Annotated in this window: 19 protein-coding genes; 10 read left to right on the forward strand and 9 right to left on the reverse strand. The window is 64.8% G+C overall.

The features are described 5' to 3' along the window. Nucleotides 1-20: 20 nt before the first annotated feature. From JQ627_RS01305 to JQ627_RS01325, 5 genes are all read right to left on the reverse strand, one after another. The gene (locus tag JQ627_RS01305; protein ID WP_212482353.1) at nucleotides 21-599 is read right to left on the reverse strand and encodes a TIGR00645 family protein; all 579 of its coding nucleotides are present in this window, start codon (nucleotides 597-599) and stop codon (nucleotides 21-23) included. A 33-nt stretch (nucleotides 600-632) separates the two neighbouring features. Beyond that, a complete protein-coding gene (locus JQ627_RS01310; RefSeq protein ID WP_212482354.1) occupies nucleotides 633-1,268 on the reverse strand; it encodes a TerC family protein in 636 nt (211 codons plus the stop codon). After that, complete coding sequence (locus JQ627_RS01315; RefSeq protein WP_212482355.1) at nucleotides 1,265-1,627, reverse strand: hypothetical protein; 363 nt, start codon at nucleotides 1,625-1,627, stop codon at nucleotides 1,265-1,267. The genes JQ627_RS01310 and JQ627_RS01315 overlap by 4 nt, the downstream gene beginning before the upstream one ends. A 2-nt stretch (nucleotides 1,628-1,629) precedes the next feature. Next, nucleotides 1,630-2,103 (reverse strand): TerB family tellurite resistance protein, encoded by a 474-nt coding sequence (locus JQ627_RS01320; RefSeq protein ID WP_212482356.1) that lies wholly within the window; start codon nucleotides 2,101-2,103, stop codon nucleotides 1,630-1,632. A 402-nt stretch (nucleotides 2,104-2,505) separates the two neighbouring features. Beyond that, complete coding sequence (locus JQ627_RS01325; RefSeq protein WP_212482357.1) at nucleotides 2,506-2,886, reverse strand: nuclear transport factor 2 family protein; 381 nt, start codon at nucleotides 2,884-2,886, stop codon at nucleotides 2,506-2,508. Nucleotides 2,887-3,063: 177 nt separating this feature from the next. On the opposite strand from JQ627_RS01325, the gene JQ627_RS01330 reads away from it, so the two are divergent. The 4 genes from JQ627_RS01330 (at nucleotide 3,064) to JQ627_RS01345 (ending at nucleotide 7,686) form a co-directional block, all read left to right on the forward strand. Next, the gene (locus tag JQ627_RS01330) at nucleotides 3,064-4,821 is read left to right on the forward strand and encodes an MOSC and FAD-binding oxidoreductase domain-containing protein (protein WP_212482358.1); all 1,758 of its coding nucleotides are present in this window, start codon (nucleotides 3,064-3,066) and stop codon (nucleotides 4,819-4,821) included. 46 nt (nucleotides 4,822-4,867) lie between these two features. Then, nucleotides 4,868-5,464 (forward strand): redoxin domain-containing protein, encoded by a 597-nt coding sequence (locus JQ627_RS01335; protein WP_212482359.1) that lies wholly within the window; start codon nucleotides 4,868-4,870, stop codon nucleotides 5,462-5,464. 51 nt (nucleotides 5,465-5,515) lie between these two features. Next, nucleotides 5,516-6,982 (forward strand): PLP-dependent aminotransferase family protein, encoded by a 1,467-nt coding sequence (locus tag JQ627_RS01340; protein WP_212482360.1) that lies wholly within the window; start codon nucleotides 5,516-5,518, stop codon nucleotides 6,980-6,982. 74 nt (nucleotides 6,983-7,056) lie between these two features. After that, the gene (locus JQ627_RS01345) at nucleotides 7,057-7,686 is read left to right on the forward strand and encodes an FMN-binding negative transcriptional regulator (RefSeq protein WP_212482361.1); all 630 of its coding nucleotides are present in this window, start codon (nucleotides 7,057-7,059) and stop codon (nucleotides 7,684-7,686) included. Here JQ627_RS01345 and nhaA read toward each other — a convergent pair. Beyond that, on the reverse strand, nucleotides 7,683-8,918 hold the full coding sequence (gene nhaA / locus JQ627_RS01350) for a Na+/H+ antiporter NhaA (protein WP_212482362.1): 1,236 nt from the start codon (nucleotides 8,916-8,918) through the stop codon (nucleotides 7,683-7,685). The two genes, JQ627_RS01345 and nhaA, sit on opposite strands and share 4 nt — an antisense overlap. A gap of 193 nt (nucleotides 8,919-9,111) precedes the next feature. Here nhaA and JQ627_RS01355 point away from each other — a divergent pair, with 193 nt between their 5' ends. From JQ627_RS01355 to JQ627_RS01370, 4 genes are all read left to right on the forward strand, one after another. After that, on the forward strand, nucleotides 9,112-9,939 hold the full coding sequence (locus JQ627_RS01355; RefSeq protein WP_212482363.1) for a class II glutamine amidotransferase: 828 nt from the start codon (nucleotides 9,112-9,114) through the stop codon (nucleotides 9,937-9,939). A 19-nt stretch (nucleotides 9,940-9,958) separates the two neighbouring features. Next, nucleotides 9,959-11,185, forward strand: coding sequence for a carboxylate-amine ligase (locus tag JQ627_RS01360; RefSeq protein WP_212482364.1), 1,227 nt, complete (start codon nucleotides 9,959-9,961; stop codon nucleotides 11,183-11,185). Nucleotides 11,186-11,295: 110 nt separating this feature from the next. Next, nucleotides 11,296-11,433 carry a hypothetical protein gene (locus JQ627_RS01365; protein ID WP_249142816.1) on the forward strand — a complete coding sequence of 46 codons (138 nt, stop codon included), beginning with the start codon at nucleotides 11,296-11,298 and terminating at the stop codon, nucleotides 11,431-11,433. Nucleotides 11,434-11,779: 346 nt separating this feature from the next. Continuing rightward, entirely contained in the window at nucleotides 11,780-12,919 is a 1,140-nt protein-coding gene (locus JQ627_RS01370) for a hypothetical protein (RefSeq protein ID WP_212482366.1), read from the forward strand. Nucleotides 12,920-12,928: 9 nt separating this feature from the next. Here the strand turns inward: JQ627_RS01370 and gor are convergent, their stop codons facing one another. The 3 genes from gor to rpiA all read right to left on the reverse strand — a co-directional run bounded on the left by gor (nucleotide 12,929) and on the right by rpiA (nucleotide 15,728). Continuing rightward, nucleotides 12,929-14,317, reverse strand: coding sequence for a glutathione-disulfide reductase (gene gor, locus JQ627_RS01375; RefSeq protein ID WP_212482367.1), 1,389 nt, complete (start codon nucleotides 14,315-14,317; stop codon nucleotides 12,929-12,931). 131 nt (nucleotides 14,318-14,448) lie between these two features. Beyond that, nucleotides 14,449-15,000: a DUF2059 domain-containing protein gene (locus tag JQ627_RS01380; protein ID WP_212482368.1), complete on the reverse strand. Its 552-nt coding sequence runs from the start codon at nucleotides 14,998-15,000 to the stop codon at nucleotides 14,449-14,451. Between the two features lie 2 nt (nucleotides 15,001-15,002). Next, complete coding sequence (rpiA, locus tag JQ627_RS01385) at nucleotides 15,003-15,728, reverse strand: ribose-5-phosphate isomerase RpiA (RefSeq protein WP_212482369.1); 726 nt, start codon at nucleotides 15,726-15,728, stop codon at nucleotides 15,003-15,005. Nucleotides 15,729-15,892: 164 nt separating this feature from the next. Here rpiA and JQ627_RS01390 point away from each other — a divergent pair, with 164 nt between their 5' ends. Continuing rightward, nucleotides 15,893-16,567 carry an HAD-IA family hydrolase gene (locus tag JQ627_RS01390; RefSeq protein ID WP_212482370.1) on the forward strand — a complete coding sequence of 225 codons (675 nt, stop codon included), beginning with the start codon at nucleotides 15,893-15,895 and terminating at the stop codon, nucleotides 16,565-16,567. Between the two features lie 153 nt (nucleotides 16,568-16,720). Beyond that, nucleotides 16,721-17,197: a hypothetical protein gene (locus JQ627_RS01395; RefSeq protein ID WP_212483132.1), complete on the forward strand. Its 477-nt coding sequence runs from the start codon at nucleotides 16,721-16,723 to the stop codon at nucleotides 17,195-17,197. Nucleotides 17,198-17,215: the final 18 nt, after the last annotated feature.

Genomic DNA, 17,215 nt, shown 5'->3' on the forward strand with positions numbered 1-17,215 from the left:
ATGCCGCCGCGATCGCACGCTCAGCCGTGAGGGGCCTCCTTGCGGTGGCCGCTCTCGCTGAGGCGGTCGACCCAGGCGATGCCGATCGCGGAGATGATGAAGGTCAGGTGGATCAGCACCTGCCACATCACGCCACTCTCGGTGAAATTGCTGCGCGTCGTGCCGAGATTGCCGGCCTCGATGAAGGTCCTGAGCAGCGAGATCGAGGAAATGCCGATGATCGCCATAGCGAGCTTGATCTTGAGCACGCTGGCATTGACATGGCTGAGCCATTCCGGCTCGTCGGGATGGCCGTTCAGGTTCAGGCGCGAGACGAAGGTCTCATAGCCGCCGACGATCACCATCACCAGCAGGTTCGAGATCATGACGACGTCGATCAGTCCGAGCACGACCAGCATGATCTGCTGCTCGCTGGCGTCGAACGAATGCGCAACCAGGTGCCAGAGCTCTTTCAGGAACAGCAGCACATAGACGCCCTGCGCGACGATGAGGCCGACATAGAGCGGCACTTGCAGCCAGCGCGAGCCGAAGATGAGCTGGGCGAACGGGCCGATTTGGGGCCGCGGCCCGGCCGAAAGTGCTTTGGGTTCAGACGACATGGATCACTCCGGATTGCAGGCAAAAGCGCCGCGTCAGAGACTCGCGATCACAGGCGCAAGCTCCAGCGAGCCGCGATAGATCATCTCGAAGGCGACGTAAACGATGATGGCGAGACCGACATAGGCGATCCAGCGCTGCTTCTGCAACACCCGGCCGAGCAGGTCGGCGGCGACGCCCATCATCGCGACCGACAGCAACAGTCCGAACGCGAGGATGTAGGGATGCTCGCGCGCGGCGCCTGCGACCGCGAGCACGTTGTCGAGCGACATCGAGACGTCGGCGGCGACGATCTGCAACGCCGCCTGCCCGAAGGTCTTGCGCGGCGCCGGCGCGCTGCCCGCGCTGCCGCCATGGCTCAACGCGAGCTCGGTGTGCGCAGACTGCTCGCGCAGCTCGCGCCACATCTTCCAGCACACCCACAGCAGCAGCACGCCGCCGGCGAGCAGCAGGCCGATCACCTGCAGGAGCTGGGTCGCGACCCCGGCAAAGACGATACGCAAGGCTGTGGCTGCGACGATGCCGACGATAATGGCGCGGCGGCGTTGCTCGGCCGGCAGGCCGGCGGCCGCAAGGCCGATGACGACGGCGTTGTCGCCAGCGAGCACGAGGTCGATCAGGATGACCTGGAGCAGCGCTGTCAGCGCGTCGGCGGTGATGAATTCAGTCATGATTGATCATTTTTCGATGCAGACGGATCGAGCCATTGCGGCTTCTTCCGCTCGACCCAATCCAGGACCTTGGAGCGCGAGGCGCGCAATGCCGGGACGTCTTCGGCGAGCAGTGCGAGGCCGAGCGGCAGCATCCAGATTCCGAGCACCGGCAGGAAGGAGAGCGCGCCGCCAACGATGAGCAGCGCGCCCGATGGGATCCTCACCCAGCGGCTGGACGGTTTCAGCAGATAGGCGACGGTATCGCCCATGCGCGGCGGCAGGCGGCGGACGAGCTTGTCGAGACGCGGGTCGCCACCGGCCATCTGGCGGGTGGCGACCAGGTTTCCTGTCGTACGCTCGTCCGATGCTGCACTCATGCTCACTCCTGCGTGGCGGCGCGCCGTTCCGTGCCTGCGCTGCCCGGCGCCACCGGCTTTGCGCGCGGCAGCACCAGCGTCAGCAGGCGCAACAGCTTGATCGCCTGCACCTCATGGGGATGCACGTCCTCGTCCGCAGCCGCGACGCGCTCCGACAGTTCCATCAAATGGGCTGACAGCGGCAGGTCCGAGACCGGACGCAACGTGTCGATCACCACATTGGCAAAGTCGGGCTCCTCAAGCCGTTCCGCCAGTTCGTCGAATATCGCAAACAGCCGGTCGTCGCTCATGTGCGGCGCCAGTCCGCGATCCCTGATGAAGCGGATCACCTCGTCGCGCTCGACCGGCGAAACGCGCCGGTCGGCAACGGCGACGAGCGCGCCGGCAATGACCAGCGCCACCGCCGCCTGCTCGTTCAGGCTGGACGGTTCCGTGATCTCGATCTCGGTCGGATTTGAAGTGGCTGCGTCGGACATCGTAGCTCCCTTACGTTGCGAAATGACCGCGCGGGACTGCGATGGGGACGATTGGTCGGAGGAAACAGAGAAGGCCCGACGATCGGCCGATCCATCGCATTCGCGCGGGACAGGTCATCCGACATCGCGAGGTTTTGCCGACATTGTCGGCGTCCTCGCCAGAGGGGCCCGGATTCTTGTTCGTGTCAGAAATAAAGATGCGTGAGCCGGAATCAAGCCAGCAGACTGCGACCAGCCGCCGCATCGGGTTCCGTGTTGCTGGATTTGGTTAAGTAGTCGTGCACGCGTCCCGGACATGCTGCTTCCACATCGTCATTGCGAGCGCAGCGAAGCAATCGAGACTGCGACTGCGGAAAGACGCTGGATTGCTTCGCTCCGCTCGCAATGACGGAGGGTGCCGAGCTACCCCACCCGCTCCACCAGATGCGCGCGCGACGGTGCCGGATCGAACCTCTCGCCGAAATACTGCGTCTCGTGCGCCACCAGTCCGTCGCGGAATTCCATGATGCTGACGACGTAGGACGGCACCCCGTCATAGGTCAGCACGAACTCGCTCACCCAGAGATCGCCGCCGCCGACGATCCGCCGGACCGTGAAGCGCTTCTGGTTTGGCTGCACGAAGCGGCTTTCCTGAATCGTCCTGCGGCCGCGGATGCGCTCGCCGGACTGCGGATAGTCGAGCACGGCGTCGTCGCGATAGATGTCATGCTCGGCCTCGAAATCATTCGCGTCCGAAGCGTCCCAATGGCGCTGCAGCGCCGCCAGTATCGCCTGATCATCCATCGCGCTCTCCCGTCTTGCGGTGTCTGCGCCCCAGATCGGGGCGCAGACAGCCCGCGACAAGACCGTCTAGCAACGTCTAACAACGACTAACGGGCCAAAAATCCGACATGGATGCAGATTGCCATTGCAGCGACCTGGAATCCGCCAGAGCCGCGCCCGTCACGCCGGGGAACCCCCATGGCCCGTTTGCTCTCCGTCAATGTCGGCCTGCCGCGCGACATCGCGTGGCAAGGCAAAACCGTGCATACGGGCATCTGGAAGACACCCGTCAGTGGCCCGCGCAGGGTGCGCCGGCTCAACATCGACGGCGATGGCCAGGGCGATACCGCCGGTCATGGCGGCGAGCAGCGCGCCGTCTATGTCTATCAGCAGGAGTCCTATCAATACTGGCAGGAGCACCTTGGTCGATCGAACCTCGTCCTCGGTCAATTCGGCGAGAATTTTACCGTCGAGGGCCTCGCCGACAGGGTCGTCTGCATCGGAGACCGTTACAAGATCGGCTCTGCCCTGTTCGAGGTGACGCAGCCCCGCGTCACCTGCTACCGGCTCGGCATTCGCATGGATGAGCCGGACATGGCCGCGCTGCTCGTCAGGCACGGCCGGCCCGGCTTCTATTTTCGTGTGATCGAGGAAGGCGACGTCGAGGCCGGCGACGAGATCGTGCAAGTCGCCAGCGGGCCCGAACGCATGAGCGTGTCCGAGATCAATGCGCTGCTCTATCTGCCCCCTCACCCGCGCGACGGCCTGGAGCGCGCGCTGAAAATTCCGGCGCTGAGCGGCGGCTGGCGTCATTCCTTCGCGGCGCTGCTCGAGCAGCAGCGCAAGGATACGACAGCGGGAAACGCCGGGCTCGGCCCGGCGTCGAGCCCGCCTCCGGCCTGGCGCGGCTTCCGGCCGTTTCGCGTGGCGCGCAAGATCGCTGAAAGCGGCAACGTGACGTCGCTGATCCTCGAACCCACGGACGGACATCCCGTCGCCGCCGCTCTCCCTGGGCAGTTCGTCGTCGTGCGGCTCGGCGCCTCCACCGCACCGGCGATGACGCGCAGCTATTCGCTGTCGAGCCGCTCCGATGCCGCATCCTGGCGCATCAGCATCAAGCGGGAAGCCCACGGTGCGGCGAGCCAATATGTCGCCGACGAGGTCCGAATTGGCGACGCCGTGCAGATCGGCGCGCCGCGCGGGCGCTTCACGCTGCGGCAAGATGCACGGCCCGTCGTCTTGCTGAGTGCCGGCATCGGCGTGACGCCGGTGCTTGCGATGCTGCACGCGCTCGCCGCGGAAGCAACGACGCGAGAGGTCTGGTGGCTGCACGGCGCCCGCAACGGTCGCGAACATGCGTTCGCCACCGAGGTGCGCGGGCTGTTGGCTGGGCTGGCTCACCATCACAGCCATGTCTGCTACAGCGCGCCCGACCCGGGCGATCGCCTCAATGTGGATTTCGACACGATCGGACATCTGGACCTCCGGGTGCTTCAAACCCTCGGCGTCCCGCGAGACGGTGATTTCTATCTGTGCGGGCCGGCACCGTTCATGACCGATCTCTCGCGCGGGCTTGCCGGACTTGGCATTGCACCGGATCGCATCCACACCGAGATGTTCGGTGCCGGACCATCCCTGACACCCGGCATAGCGGCCTTCCCGCAGAAGCGGGCGCACTTGCCAGCCGGCGCAGCCGGCCCGGGTCCGATGGTTTCATTCGCCCGCAGCGGCCTCAATGTCTGCTGGGGACCATCCTATGCCAGCCTGCTCGAACTGGCCGAAGCCTGCGACGTTCCCGTGCGCTGGTCGTGCCGAACCGGCGTGTGCCACAACTGCGAGAGCGGGCTCGTGGCCGGATCTGTCAGCTACGCGCCGGACCCACTTGACGCGCCGGCGGACGGCAATGTCCTGATCTGCTGTTCACGGCCCCAGGGCGATGTCGTGATCGATCTGTGAGTGTCGGCACCCACGCCCGACATGCGAGAAGATATGGGAGAGTTCAATGCGACCTGACATGATGCCGGGAGTAACCTTCCCCGATTACGAGCTCAGCGACCACACCGGCAAGCACCGAAAGCTTTCCGAACTCCAGGGTGGCGATCCGATGGTGCTCGTTCTCGGCCGCGGCGGCTTCTGTCCGAAGGACCGCCGCCAGGCCGAAGGCCTGCTGCAACTCCATCGCGAGATGGAGGTCGGCTATTGCCGTCTCGTCACGATCACCACCGACAACATCACCCAGACCAGCGAATATCGCAGCGGTGTCGGGGCGCACTGGACTTTCCTGTCGGATTCGCGGCGGATCGTTCAGAAGGATCTCGACATCGCCGAATACACCGATCCCGTCCACAATCCGATGATCCCGCACGTCATCGTGCTGGAGCCCGGCCTGCGCGTTCACAAGATCTATAACGGCTACTGGTTCTTCGGACGCCCGACTGTCGAAGAGCTGCGCCAGGATCTCCGAGCCGTCAGCATGAATTGCCGGCCGGACTGGGACATCACCGCGCTCGGGCTCAAGGCACTCTGGGATCAAGGCCGCAAGGAGCATTTTTACCCCTACGGCAAGGCTTTCGTCGAAACTCTCGGTGGACAGGATTAGAACCGCATTCCGGCATCGTCCGTTCGGACGAATGCCGGCCCAGGAATGTGGATGATCCAGATGAAGACAATTCCCGGCGACCGCGCCGGCCGCATGGGCGCGCGCCAGATCTATGAAGCCCTGAGGGATCAGATTTTGGCGCGGGTCTACGGGATCGACGGCCTGCTGCCGTCGTCGCGGGCGCTTGCCGGCGAGATGGGCGTGGCGCGCTCGACCGTGACCGTCGCTTATGAACAGCTCGCCGCCGAAGGCTTTATCGAGACGCGCCATGGCGCACGGCCGCGCGTTGCCCGCGCCGTCGTCGAGCGGGGGCGTGCGCGCGTTGCATCCCGACCGTCGGCGCGCAAGGCGCGGCTGTCGGCTTTCGGCGAGCGCTTGTTGAAGGACCCGCCGCGCTGGACCGAGCCGCCGCGCGGGCTCATCGCGAACTTCCGCTACGGCGAGCTCGCGCCATCGGATTTCCCGGTGCTGGCATGGAAGAAGGCCATGACTGCTGCGATGGCGCGCAAGCCCGACCGGCTGGCCTATGACGATCCCTGCGGTTCGCTTCGGCTGCGAACCGCGCTTCAGGGCTATCTCTGGCGATCGCGCAGCGTCCGCTGCGAGGTCGAGCAGATCGTCGTCGTGAACGGCTCGCAGCAGGGCCTCGACATCTGCGCGCGGCTGCTGCTCGATGCCGGCGATCGTTTCGTGATGGAGGATCCCGGCTACCAGATGGCACGGCATACGTTTGCAGCGACGGGCGCCGAGACGGTGCCGGTCCCTGTGGACGCCGACGGACTGGAGACAGCGCGGCTCGACGGCGTCGAAGCCCGCCTCGCCTATGTGACCCCGTCGCATCAATATCCGCTCGGCGGCGTCATGCCGATCAGACGCCGGCATCAATTGCTCGCCTGGGCGCGGAAAGCCGATGCCTATGTGATCGAGGACGATTACGACAGCGAGTACCGCTACGACACCAAGCCGATCCCCCCGCTGCATGCACTCGAGGGAAGCAGCAACGTGATCTATCTCGGCACCGTCTCCAAGACGCTCTCCCCGACCTTGCGGATCGGCTACCTGGTGGTCCCCGCCGGGCTGCGATCCCTGTTCGCCGCCGCCAAGCAGATCATGGACCGGCACACGCCGCTGATCGAACAGGAGGCGCTTGCCGCGATGCTGGAGGGCGGCGCCTATGAGAGCCACATCAGGCGCGTACGCCGGCGCAACGCCGAGCGCCAGCAGGCGCTGCTCGATGCACTTCGCCGAAGGTTCGGCGATCGCGTCCGGATCGAGGGCACGGCCGCCGGCCTGCACGTCGTGGCGTGGTTTGACGATCTGCCGCAGAAGCGTGAGGACGCGCTGATCGACGCGGCCCGCGCAAGGGGCGTCGGTATCTATCCCGTGTCCGCGCTGTTCGCCGGCTCCCGCCGGATGCGGAAGAGCGTCGGCCTCGTCATGGGCTATTCGGCGCTGGAGGCCGCACAGATCGAACGTGGCTGCAAGCTTCTCGCGGAGGCCATCAGCAAACTGGACTGATTAAATCTTCCTGATCTGGACGTTTTTAACAGACCAGATTCCGGCTATCTCCGAACCCGGAACGGAGACATGCCATGTACATCCCCCCGGCCTTTAAAGACGACGACATCGAGAGCATTCGGGCGACCATCCGCGGTGCGCGCCTCGCCAGCCTGGTGACGGCCACCGCCGAGGGCCCGGTCGCGACGCCTCTGCCGCTCTTCCTCGACGAGAGCGAAGGCCAGCACGGGGTGTTGTACGGACATGTCGCGAAGGCCAACCCGCAATGGACGCTGCCGCCCATCGGAGACGCACTGGCGATCTTCAGCGGTCCCGACGCCTATGTGACGCCGTCCTGGTACGCGACCAAGCAAGAGACGGAAAAGGTGGTGCCGACCTGGAATTACGTCGCCGTGCACGCTTACGGCCCGGTCGAATTCTTCCAGGAGCCGCAACGCCTGCTCGACGCGGTGACACGGCTGACCAACCGACACGAAGGCGCGCGCGCCAAGCCGTGGGCCGTCAGTGACGCGCCCGCCGATTTCATCGCCGCGCAGTTGCGCGGGATCGTCGGCGTGCGCATTCCCGTGGTGCGGTTCGAGGGCAAGCGCAAGATGAGCCAGAACCGCTCCGAAGCCGATCGCGTCGGCGTCGCAGCGGGTCTCGCGGCGAGCGAAAACCCAAGCGATCGCGAGGCTGCGGCCCTGATTCCGCTTCCGATCTAGTCTCCGATCTCCTTGCGCCGGCGCTGGGCGTATTCGGAGCCCCATCCGAGGCCAAGCGTCACGGAGATGAGCGAGCCAAGCAGCACGCCGAATTTCGCGGCGTCCAGCAGCTTGTCGTCGTTGAATGCCAGCATGGCGATGAAGATCGACATGGTGAAGCCGATGCCGGCCAGAAGCCCGATGAGGCAGATGCCGGCCCATGTCACGTCAGGTGCGAGCCGGCATCCACCCACGCGCACAGCAAGCCAGGTCGCACCGATCACCCCGATCGGCTTTCCCGCACAAAGGGCGAGCGCGACGCCGAGCGTCACGAACTGAGCGCCACCGGCGAGCTCCATGCTCGTGAAGCTCACTCCCGCGTTCGCCAGCGCGAAGATTGGCATGATCCCGTAGGCGACCCAGGGATGCAGCGCCGTCTCCACGCGGATGACCGGCGGCACGATCTCCGGGCTGGCCGATCGCACCGGCGTGATCAGACCAAGCACGACGCCTGCGAGCGTCGGATGAACCCCGGCCATGAGAAAGCCCGCCCAGACAATGAACGCCGGTACGATATAGGCATACGCGGAGCCAAGCCCGAGCCGCTGAAAGCCGAGCGCCAAGAGAACGCCGAGCACCGCAACGGCAAAGCCATTGAGATCGAGCCCGCTGGTGTAGAATAGCGCGATGATGAGCACCGCGATGATGTCGTCGATGATCGCAAGCGCCAACAGAAAGACCCGGACGTTGCCGGGAATGGATTTTCCGAGAAGTGCCAGCACGCCGACGGCGAACGCGATATCCGTTGCCGTTGGTATCGCCCAGCCATGCTCCCGCCCCGCAGCCGCGTTGAAGCTCAGATAGATCAGCGCGGGGACGGCGACACCGCCGAAAGCCGCCAGCACCGGCAGCATGGCCTGGTCGAACTTGCTGAGTGCGCCCTCATGGATCTCGCGGCGAATTTCCATGCCGACGACCAGGAAGAAGATCGTCATCAACGCATCGTTGATCCAGAAGTGCAGCGATCTGGTGAAGACGAACTCGCCAAGCCGAAGCCGGACCGGCAGGTCCCAGAGGTCATGATACGTATGGGCAAAGGGCGAGTTGGCCCACAGCAATGCGGCAGCCGCGGCCGCGAGCAACACCACGCCGCTGACAGCCTCGACATGCAGGAAATGCTGGAGCGTCGTGAGTGCCCGTTCGACGAAAAACGGAGATTTCGACAGGTCCCTGCCGGGCAGCTGATCGTTCATGGGCGCACGCTTTCCGCGTGGCGGCCCGACCATCGCTTGACCTGTCGCTGCGCAAATGCAGCGAGCACCCAAGGCTGTTCTACACAGCGATGGCCGTAAGGCAACCCCTGCTCAGTGCAGGGCCCGCGCCTGGAACTCCGATGCGTTGAGGATCGTTGGTGAACCTCAGGACATATCCCCGACAGGAACCCGCATGTGCCGCTGGATCGCATACCGGGGCGAGACAACCTCGTTCGAACCCTACGTCACCGAGCCCGAGCATTCGCTGATCGCGCAAAGCATCCGGTCGCTTCAATCCACGGCGGGCTCGAACGGCGACGGCTTCGGTCTCGGCTGGTATGGCGAGCATCCGGAGCCCGGCCTTTACCGCGAGACACGGCCGGCCTGGTCGGATGAAAATCTCCGTTACCTCTGCCGCCATCTGCGTTCACACCTGTTCTTCGCTCATGTGCGTGCCGCCACCGGCACGGCGGTGACGCGGCAGAATTGTCATCCCTTTGCCTGCGGCCATTGGATGTTCATGCACAACGGCTTCGTCGGCAGCTGGAATCGCCTGCGGCGAAAAGTCGAGGCGCTGATCCCCGATGCCTATTATCCCTCGCGCCTCGGCACGACCGATTCCGAAGCCGTGTTCCTCGCCATGATGGGCGCGGGCCTTGACAGCGATCCGCTTGCCGCGACGCGAACCGTGCTGCAATCACTCGTCGGCCTCGTCAACGAAGGCCAGCTCCGCGAGCGGCTGCGCTTCACCAGCGCGATCGCAAACGGCGGGGATCTCTATGCATTTCGCGTCGCGGTCAACGATGCCGCCAACACACTCTACTATCGCGAGGCCGGTGGTCAGGTCATCGTCGTGTCCGAGCCGTTCGACAAGGAAACGGACTGGACGGAAGTGCCGCCGAATCACGCGCTGGTCGCGCGCGCGTCCGACAGTGTCAAAATTGTTCCATTCGACCTTGCAATTTCCGGTGAGTCCGAAGCGGAACCCACCCCCGTCAGACGGATTATTGCCCGCAGGTAATACCACTGCCGGGTGGCCAATGACCCTTGCTTCAGACGTTTTGAAACTTCTGCGGCTCGATTCCTCTGCTGACAAGCAGCACCTCGTCATTCGCTCTGCCGGCGGACGCGGCAAGGTGGCTGACTATTCCTTCGGCATCGAGGAGGAATACTTCCTCGCCGATCGCCGCAGCCTCGAGGTCGCGATCGAAACACCCAACGCGCTGTTCGAGTCGGTGAACTGGTCCACCGGCGGCCAGGCGATGCGGGAGATGCTGCAATCCCAGCTCGAAGTTGCCACCAACGTTCACGTCGATGTCAATGACGCCCGGGAAGAGCTGCGGTTCCTCCGCCGCGAGGTCGCCAACGTCGCCGCGCAATACGGCTTCGTCATCATGGCCTGCGGCACGCATCCGACTGCGGTCTGGCGCATGTCGCAGCCGAGCCCGAAGCCGCGCTACGAGGAGATGATCGAGGATCTGCGCAGCATCGGCCACCGCAACATGATGTGCGGCATGCATGTGCACGTGCAGCTGCCCGATCCCGAGAAGCGGATGGCGGTGATGCGGGCGATGCTGCCCCATCTGCCGCTGTTCATCGCGCTGTCGGCCTCCTCCCCGTTCTGGAATTCCCACAAGACCGGCCTGAAGGGCTACCGGCTTGCCGCCTATTCCGAGCTGCCGCGCACCGGCCTGCCCGAATTGTTCGAAAACAGGCGCGAGTACGACGAATATGTCGGCGCGCTGCGACGCTCCGGCGTGATTCCCGACGAGAGCCACATCTGGTGGGCGATGCGGCCGTCCATGAAGCACCCGACCCTTGAGCTTCGCGCGCCCGACACCTGCACCTTCGTCGACGATGCCGTTGCCATCGCCTCGCTCTATCGCTGCCTGACGCGCCATCTCTACCTGCGGCCCCATCTGTCCAAGGAAGTCACCGCGGTCGAACGCGCGATTGCGGTCGAGAACAAATGGCGGGCCCAGCGCTACGGCACCGATTGCATCTTTGCCTCGAAGGACGGGCCGGTCACCATCTCGGAGCTGCTGACCCGGATCATCGACGACGTCGCCGAGGACGCAGCCGCGCTGAACTGCGCCGCAGAGGTCGAGCATTGCCGGACCATCGTGGAGCGTGGCAGCTCGGCGGAATTCCAGCTTCGCACCTATCGCGAGAATGCCGAGGACATCGGGGCGGTCTCGCGCTGGATCGCAGCCTCGACGATCTCAGGCGCGAGCGCTCCGACCGGAAGCGTTCGTGCGCCTTCATAGCGCCCGCGCAAGCTTGGCGGACGACAATGTCGCTCCTGAATTCGTTGATCGCAGAGGAAAGCATGAATCGCGTTACGTCTTGCGCCGGCTGCGGCCACGGACTTGTCCCGATGCTTTCGGCCAAGGGCCGCGCGGAGCTCACCTGCCTCTGGTGCGAAGGCATCGACGCGCGAACGGTGGACATGGCGAAGTGGGCGGACAGCCCGATCGGCAAGCCCGAGCGGATCGCCCGTCAGTCGTTCGAATGAGCGGTTTCAAATGCCCAGCCGCCAACCTTTGCTGATCGGCGCGGCCTGCGCGGCTGCACGCCCGCGCAAGGGCTTGCCGACAAATTAGACAAACCGCGCCCCGTAGTCGGGGTTGCGGGCTCGGCGATGAGGCCCAGGCAAGCCAGCCTACCGCGCCGTCTAACCTCAGGTGCAATCTCGATTTTTCATCGCGCCGCGCGGAGCCGCCGAGCCCGCGCGTCGTGCTGCATCTCGACTGGCCCAGAATTCGCAAGGCAGCGTCAGGCCTGATTCCCTGCTCCCACGAATTGGCGCAGCAGATGCGTGCGCCCGGAGACCGGATGAGCGGCAAAGATCGGAGAGTGCCATGAACGTGCATGCCGCGGGCGATCTCAAATTTACCGGCCTCACCCATCCGAACGGCGCGCCGCTACGCCTCAACGCTCAGGATTTCGTGGCGATCGATCGCGACAGGAATGCCAAGTTCGAAGCGACGTACCGGCCGCAAGCCCTCTACAACCGCGCAAACGAGGGCTTCCACGCCAACAACGAAACCTTCCTCCTGCACGAAGTCGCGACCAACCTCCCGATCTACCGCCCAGACACCGGCCCCACCGATTTCCATCTTCATCTTCCGCCGGGCGGCTTTCAGCTCGTGCTGGTCACCTCGGGCGCCTTCACCTTCGACTATGACGGGCGCTTCTACAATGTCGGCCCCGGCGCGGTGATGTTGCAAAGCGCGATCGTCCACCGCCAGCTGTTCTACACCTGGTCGGGACTGTCGACCGAAGAAAACCTGAAGACGCCGCAGACCGTGGTGCCCGACCCGATCTCGATGGGTTACTCCGGCAAATTCCTCGAAGCCTTCGTGACCGATCCGACGACCTTTCCGAACCCGACGATCGTCGGTCCGGACCAGATCAACGAGGCCGAAACGCCGCGCGTGGCCTGGAGCCACCCTCTGCATGACCGCCCGTCCAATGCAGGCTTCTGGCTTCAGGATCCCTTGGCGCTGGACGCGCTATTCAAGCCGCTCACCGACAGCCCCGTCAAATCGGCCGCGCCGGTTTACCTGCGCGATATCGGGATCGAAATTCCCAGCGGTCATCTCGTCACCGGCCACATCATCGCAACCGACCCGCGTGGCCAGTCGCTCCTGCCGAAGAGCACGTCGACCGCCGCAGACGCCACCTGTCTTGGCAAGGGCGAAGTCGCGATCTACCGCGTCATTCGCGGCACCGCTGAATTCAAGAACAACGCCGGTGAGGCGTTCGAGCTTGCGGCTGGCGACGTGGTGACAGCGGGCAAGAGCTCGATCAGCCTAGCAGGCCTCGGCGAGAACACCCAGGTCCTCAGGCTCGGCCTGCTGAAAGGCATGAACGACCTGCGCAGCTGGACGCCGACCCAGCGCGACGAGATCGACGGCCTCGCCGGTCAGATCATCACGCAAAAAGACGTCCGTCCCCTGCGCACTGAGGGCAAGCCGGTGGGGTATCTGTACGGGTAGGCGCGAACCCTATTCCGCCGCCTGACGGACGTGGCGCGCCGTCGGCGTGCGCATGGTGACGAGCTCTTCGGCCGCGGTCGGATGCAGCGCGATCGTCGCGTCGAAATCGGCCTTGGTCGCCTTCATCTTCACCGCGATCGCGACCACCTGGGTGACCTCGGCGGCACAATCGCCGACGATGTGGCAGCCGAGCACGCGGTCGGTCGAGCCATCAACGACGAGCTTCATCAGCACGCGGGTGTCGCGGCCGGACATGGTCGCCTTGATCGGCCGGAACGTCGTCTTGTAGATGTCGACGTGGCTGAATTGCGCACGCGCCTCGGTCTCCGTCAGACCGACCGTGCCGACCTCCGGCTGCGAGAACACCGCGGTCGGAATGTAGGAATGATCGACCTGCACCTCGCGCTTGCCAAACACGGTGTCGGCAAACGCATGCCCCTCGCGGATCGCGACCGGCGTCAGATTGTGCCGGTGGGTGACGTCGCCGATCGCATAGATGCTGTCGACCGAGCTCTTCGAGAAATGGTCCACCGCGATGCCGCCATTGTCAGGGTTGATGGCGACGCCGGCCTTCTCCAGGCCGAGATTGGCGACCGACGGATGGCGGCCGATCGCGAACATCACCTGGTCGGAGGCAAGGCTCGAGCCGTTCGACAGATGCGTGGTGAATTCCTCGCCGTGCCGATCGACCTTCGCCACCGTGCAGCCGGTGAGAATGGTGATGCCCTGCTTCTCCATCTCGCTGCGGACGTGGGCGCGAACGTCCTCGTCGAAACCGCGCAGGATGTTGTCGCCGCGGTAAACCACGGTGACGTCGGAGCCGTAGCCGGCGAAGATGCCGGCGAATTCCAACGCGATATAGCCGCCGCCCTGAATCACGATCCGCTTCGGCAGCTTCTTGAGGTGAAACGCCTCGTTGGAGGAGATCACGTGCTCGATGCCGGGAATCGAGGCGCCGTGGTTGGGCGCGCCGCCGGTGGCGATCAGGATGTATTTTGCGGTGATCTTCCGGTCGTTCTCGAGCAGGCGGACGGTGTGCTTGTCCTCGATCACCGCGCGGCTCTTGAAGACCTGCGCGCCCGACTTCTCGACATTCGTCGTGTAGGCCGCTTCCAGCCGCGCGATCTCCTTGTCCTTGTTGGCGATCAGCGTCGGCCAGTCGAAGGTCGCGGGCGGAACGGTCCAGCCGAAACCGGCGGCATCTTCCAGCTCGTGGCGGACATGCGAGCCGATCACGAACAGCTTCTTCGGCACGCAGCCGCGGATCACGCAGGTGCCGCCCATGCGGTACTCTTCCGCGATCATCACGCGCGCACCGTGACCGGCCGCGATGCGGGCGGCACGCACGCCGCCCGAGCCGCCACCGATGACAAAGAGGTCGACGTCGAATTCAGCCATTGTCCACTCCGACCTCTTCTTTCAGCGCGTGATCCGGAGACGTGTGCAGCGGTTCTCCGATAGGACCATGCGCAAATAACACCCTAAAGCGCGATGACGCGCTTTAGGGATTTCTGATCAGATAGGGACTGTCAGATTTCCTTGCCACGCTTGCGCATCTCGGCACGGAAGGCACCCATCACGGTCTCGGAGAAGTTCTGGGCCCAGGAGTTCATGAAGGCCATGCTCAGGCCGATGGCACGTGGCTCTGCATCGATCAGCTTCTGGCCCAGCGGCGACTTGTAGAAGGTGACGAGATCCTTCAGCTCCTGCTCGGTGAACTCGCTGGCATAGACCTGCGCCATGCCTTCGCCGATCTCGTTCTGGCGCCCGTTGAGCTGTTGGACGACGACCTGGGCAACCTCGTTGAGGTCCTTCTGGTAGTTCAGGTTCTGCTGGATCAGCGTGATCTTGGTCTTTTCGACCATGCCCGGCACCGCGCCGGCGTACATCGCACCAGCGTTCTTCATCTGCAAAATTTCCTTGGCCGCCGCAATCGCCGCCGGCGTGGCCTTCGGCTGGGCCGGCGCGGCAGCAGCCTTGGGCTGGGCCGGAGCCGGCTGCTGCGCGATGGCCGGAGCGGCCGAAAGCGCCACACCCACAGCAAGCGTCGCGGCCGGCAAGAATCTCAAAACGCTCTTCATTCCTAGTCTCCTTTCGGCTTACGCCGTTCAATCACGCGAATTCCCTCGCCGCCCGCCAAAACGGCCGAGCTGGCCAAGCCGATGAACAACCCATGCTCGACCACGCCGGGGATCGCGCTCAACGCCTTGGCGAGGGCAGGCGGATCCACGATACGTCCGAGCTGGGCATCGACGATCCAGTGGCCGCCATCGGTGACGAAAACGTGGCCATCCTTGTCGCCGCCTTTGGCCTTGCGGACCGCCATTTGCCCGGAAACGCCGCATTCGGCAAATGCCTTCTCGATCGCGCGGCGCGTCGCGCCAAGCCCGAACGGGATGACCTCGACCGGCAGCGGAAAGCGGCCGAGCGTCGGCACCCATTTGCTGTCGTCGGCAATCACGATCATGCGATCCGAGGCGGCCGCCACGATCTTCTCGCGCAGCAGCGCGCCGCCGCCGCCCTTGATCAGGTTGAAGTCGGGATCGATCTCGTCGGCGCCGTCGACGGTGAGGTCGAGGTGATCGATCTCGTCCAGCGTCGTCAGCTTCACACCGCAGCGCTCGGCATCGAGGCGCGTCGCCTCCGAGGTCGGTACGCCGATCACTTTCAGCCCGGCCTGCACGCGCTCTCCGAGCAGCTCGACGAAATGTTTGGCGGTCGAGCCGGTGCCGAGCCCGAGCTGCATGCCGTCACGCACCTCCTCGAGGGCGCGCGCCGCAGCCTGCCGCTTCAACTGGTCCATGTTCACGATGCGCCCGCCCCTGAATTTAGAGTGTGCCGCCGATAGGTTGCTTGCGGCGGCCTATGTAGCCTCGTTTTTCCCGCCGGAATAGGCCTCTGGGCCGATCTTATAAGGTGAACTTATGGCTACGGCCCTTGCGCGGGCGGGGCCGGCCCGATAGCGCTTGAACCATGACCTCGCCCTACACCCTCGTCTTCGATCTCGACGGCACGCTTGTGGATACGGCGCCCGACCTGATCACCGCGCTGAATTTCGTGCTCGACCGCGAAGGGCTGCCGCCCGTGCCGATGGCCTCTGCCCGCAACATGATCGGCGCCGGCGCCCGCAAGCTGATCGAACGGGGGGTGGAGGCCGAAGGCCGCACTGTCACGCCGGCTGACATGGACCGGATGACGGCGGACTTCATCGCCTATTACGCCGACCATATCGCGGTCGAATCGCGCCCCTTCGAAGGGCTCGAGGCCGCGCTCGACCAGTTTGCGGCCCAGGGCCACCGGTTGGCGGTCTGCACCAACAAGCTGGAATGGCTGTCGAAGCGGCTTTTGGACCAGCTCGACCTCACCCGCCGATTTGCCGCGATCTGCGGCGCGGACACCTTTGGCGTCCAGAAGCCCGATCCGACCATTTTCCGCGAGACGGTGGCGCGAGCCGGCGGAGCGGTCAAAGCCAGCATCATGGTCGGCGATGCCGGAACCGACGTCGGCGTCGCCCGGCGCGCGGGGGTGCCCGTGATCGGGGTCAGCTTCGGCTATACGGACGTGCCGATCGCCGAGCTGAAGCCGGACCGGCTGATCCATCACATGCGCGACCTGCCGGACGCGGCCCACAGCCTGATGACGGCCTGACGCCGACAAGCCACTGACATTTCTGCGATATTTCACGAAACCCTGCGTTAACCATCTATTATCTATGCGCCGTGCGCCGGTTGCCTGCCCGAAACGACACTTCTATGGTCCGGCCGGGGATGTGGCGGTTCGTCGCAGTAGAAGTGGATGGTCATGCGTCGTGTCATCGCGATTGCGTTAGCGGGAGCGAGCCTTGGGGGCTGCTCCTCGATGTCTTGGGACATGTTCAAATCGGCGCCGCCGACCGTCCAGGTCCGGCTCGAATCCAATCCGCCCGGGGCTGACGCCACCACCTCGCTCGGCCAGGGCTGCAAGACCCCCTGCTCCGTCTCGGTTCCCGCCCCCGACGCACCGTTCACGGTCGCTTTCGCGCTGCCCAAGTTCCAGCCAGCCAGCGTACCGGTGAATGTGATCAAGAATCCCGGGGATTTCACCTCGCCCGCCTCGGTCACCACCGATCCAAATCCGGTCTTCGCCGAGCTTCAGCCGGCCGCCCCGCCAAAACCGGTCCGCAAGCCGCACCGGCCGAAGAAGCCGAAATCTGTCGCGGCCGCGCCCGCTCCTGATCCCGTCGAGACCGCGCCGGCCGCAGGCTCACCGTTCCCCGATCCGAACGCCGGGAAACGCTGATTCAAGCGCCGACTTACG

Source organism: Bradyrhizobium liaoningense (assembly GCF_018130785.1).
In the GTDB taxonomy this organism is placed as follows: Bacteria; Pseudomonadota; Alphaproteobacteria; order Rhizobiales; family Xanthobacteraceae; genus Bradyrhizobium; species Bradyrhizobium liaoningense_A.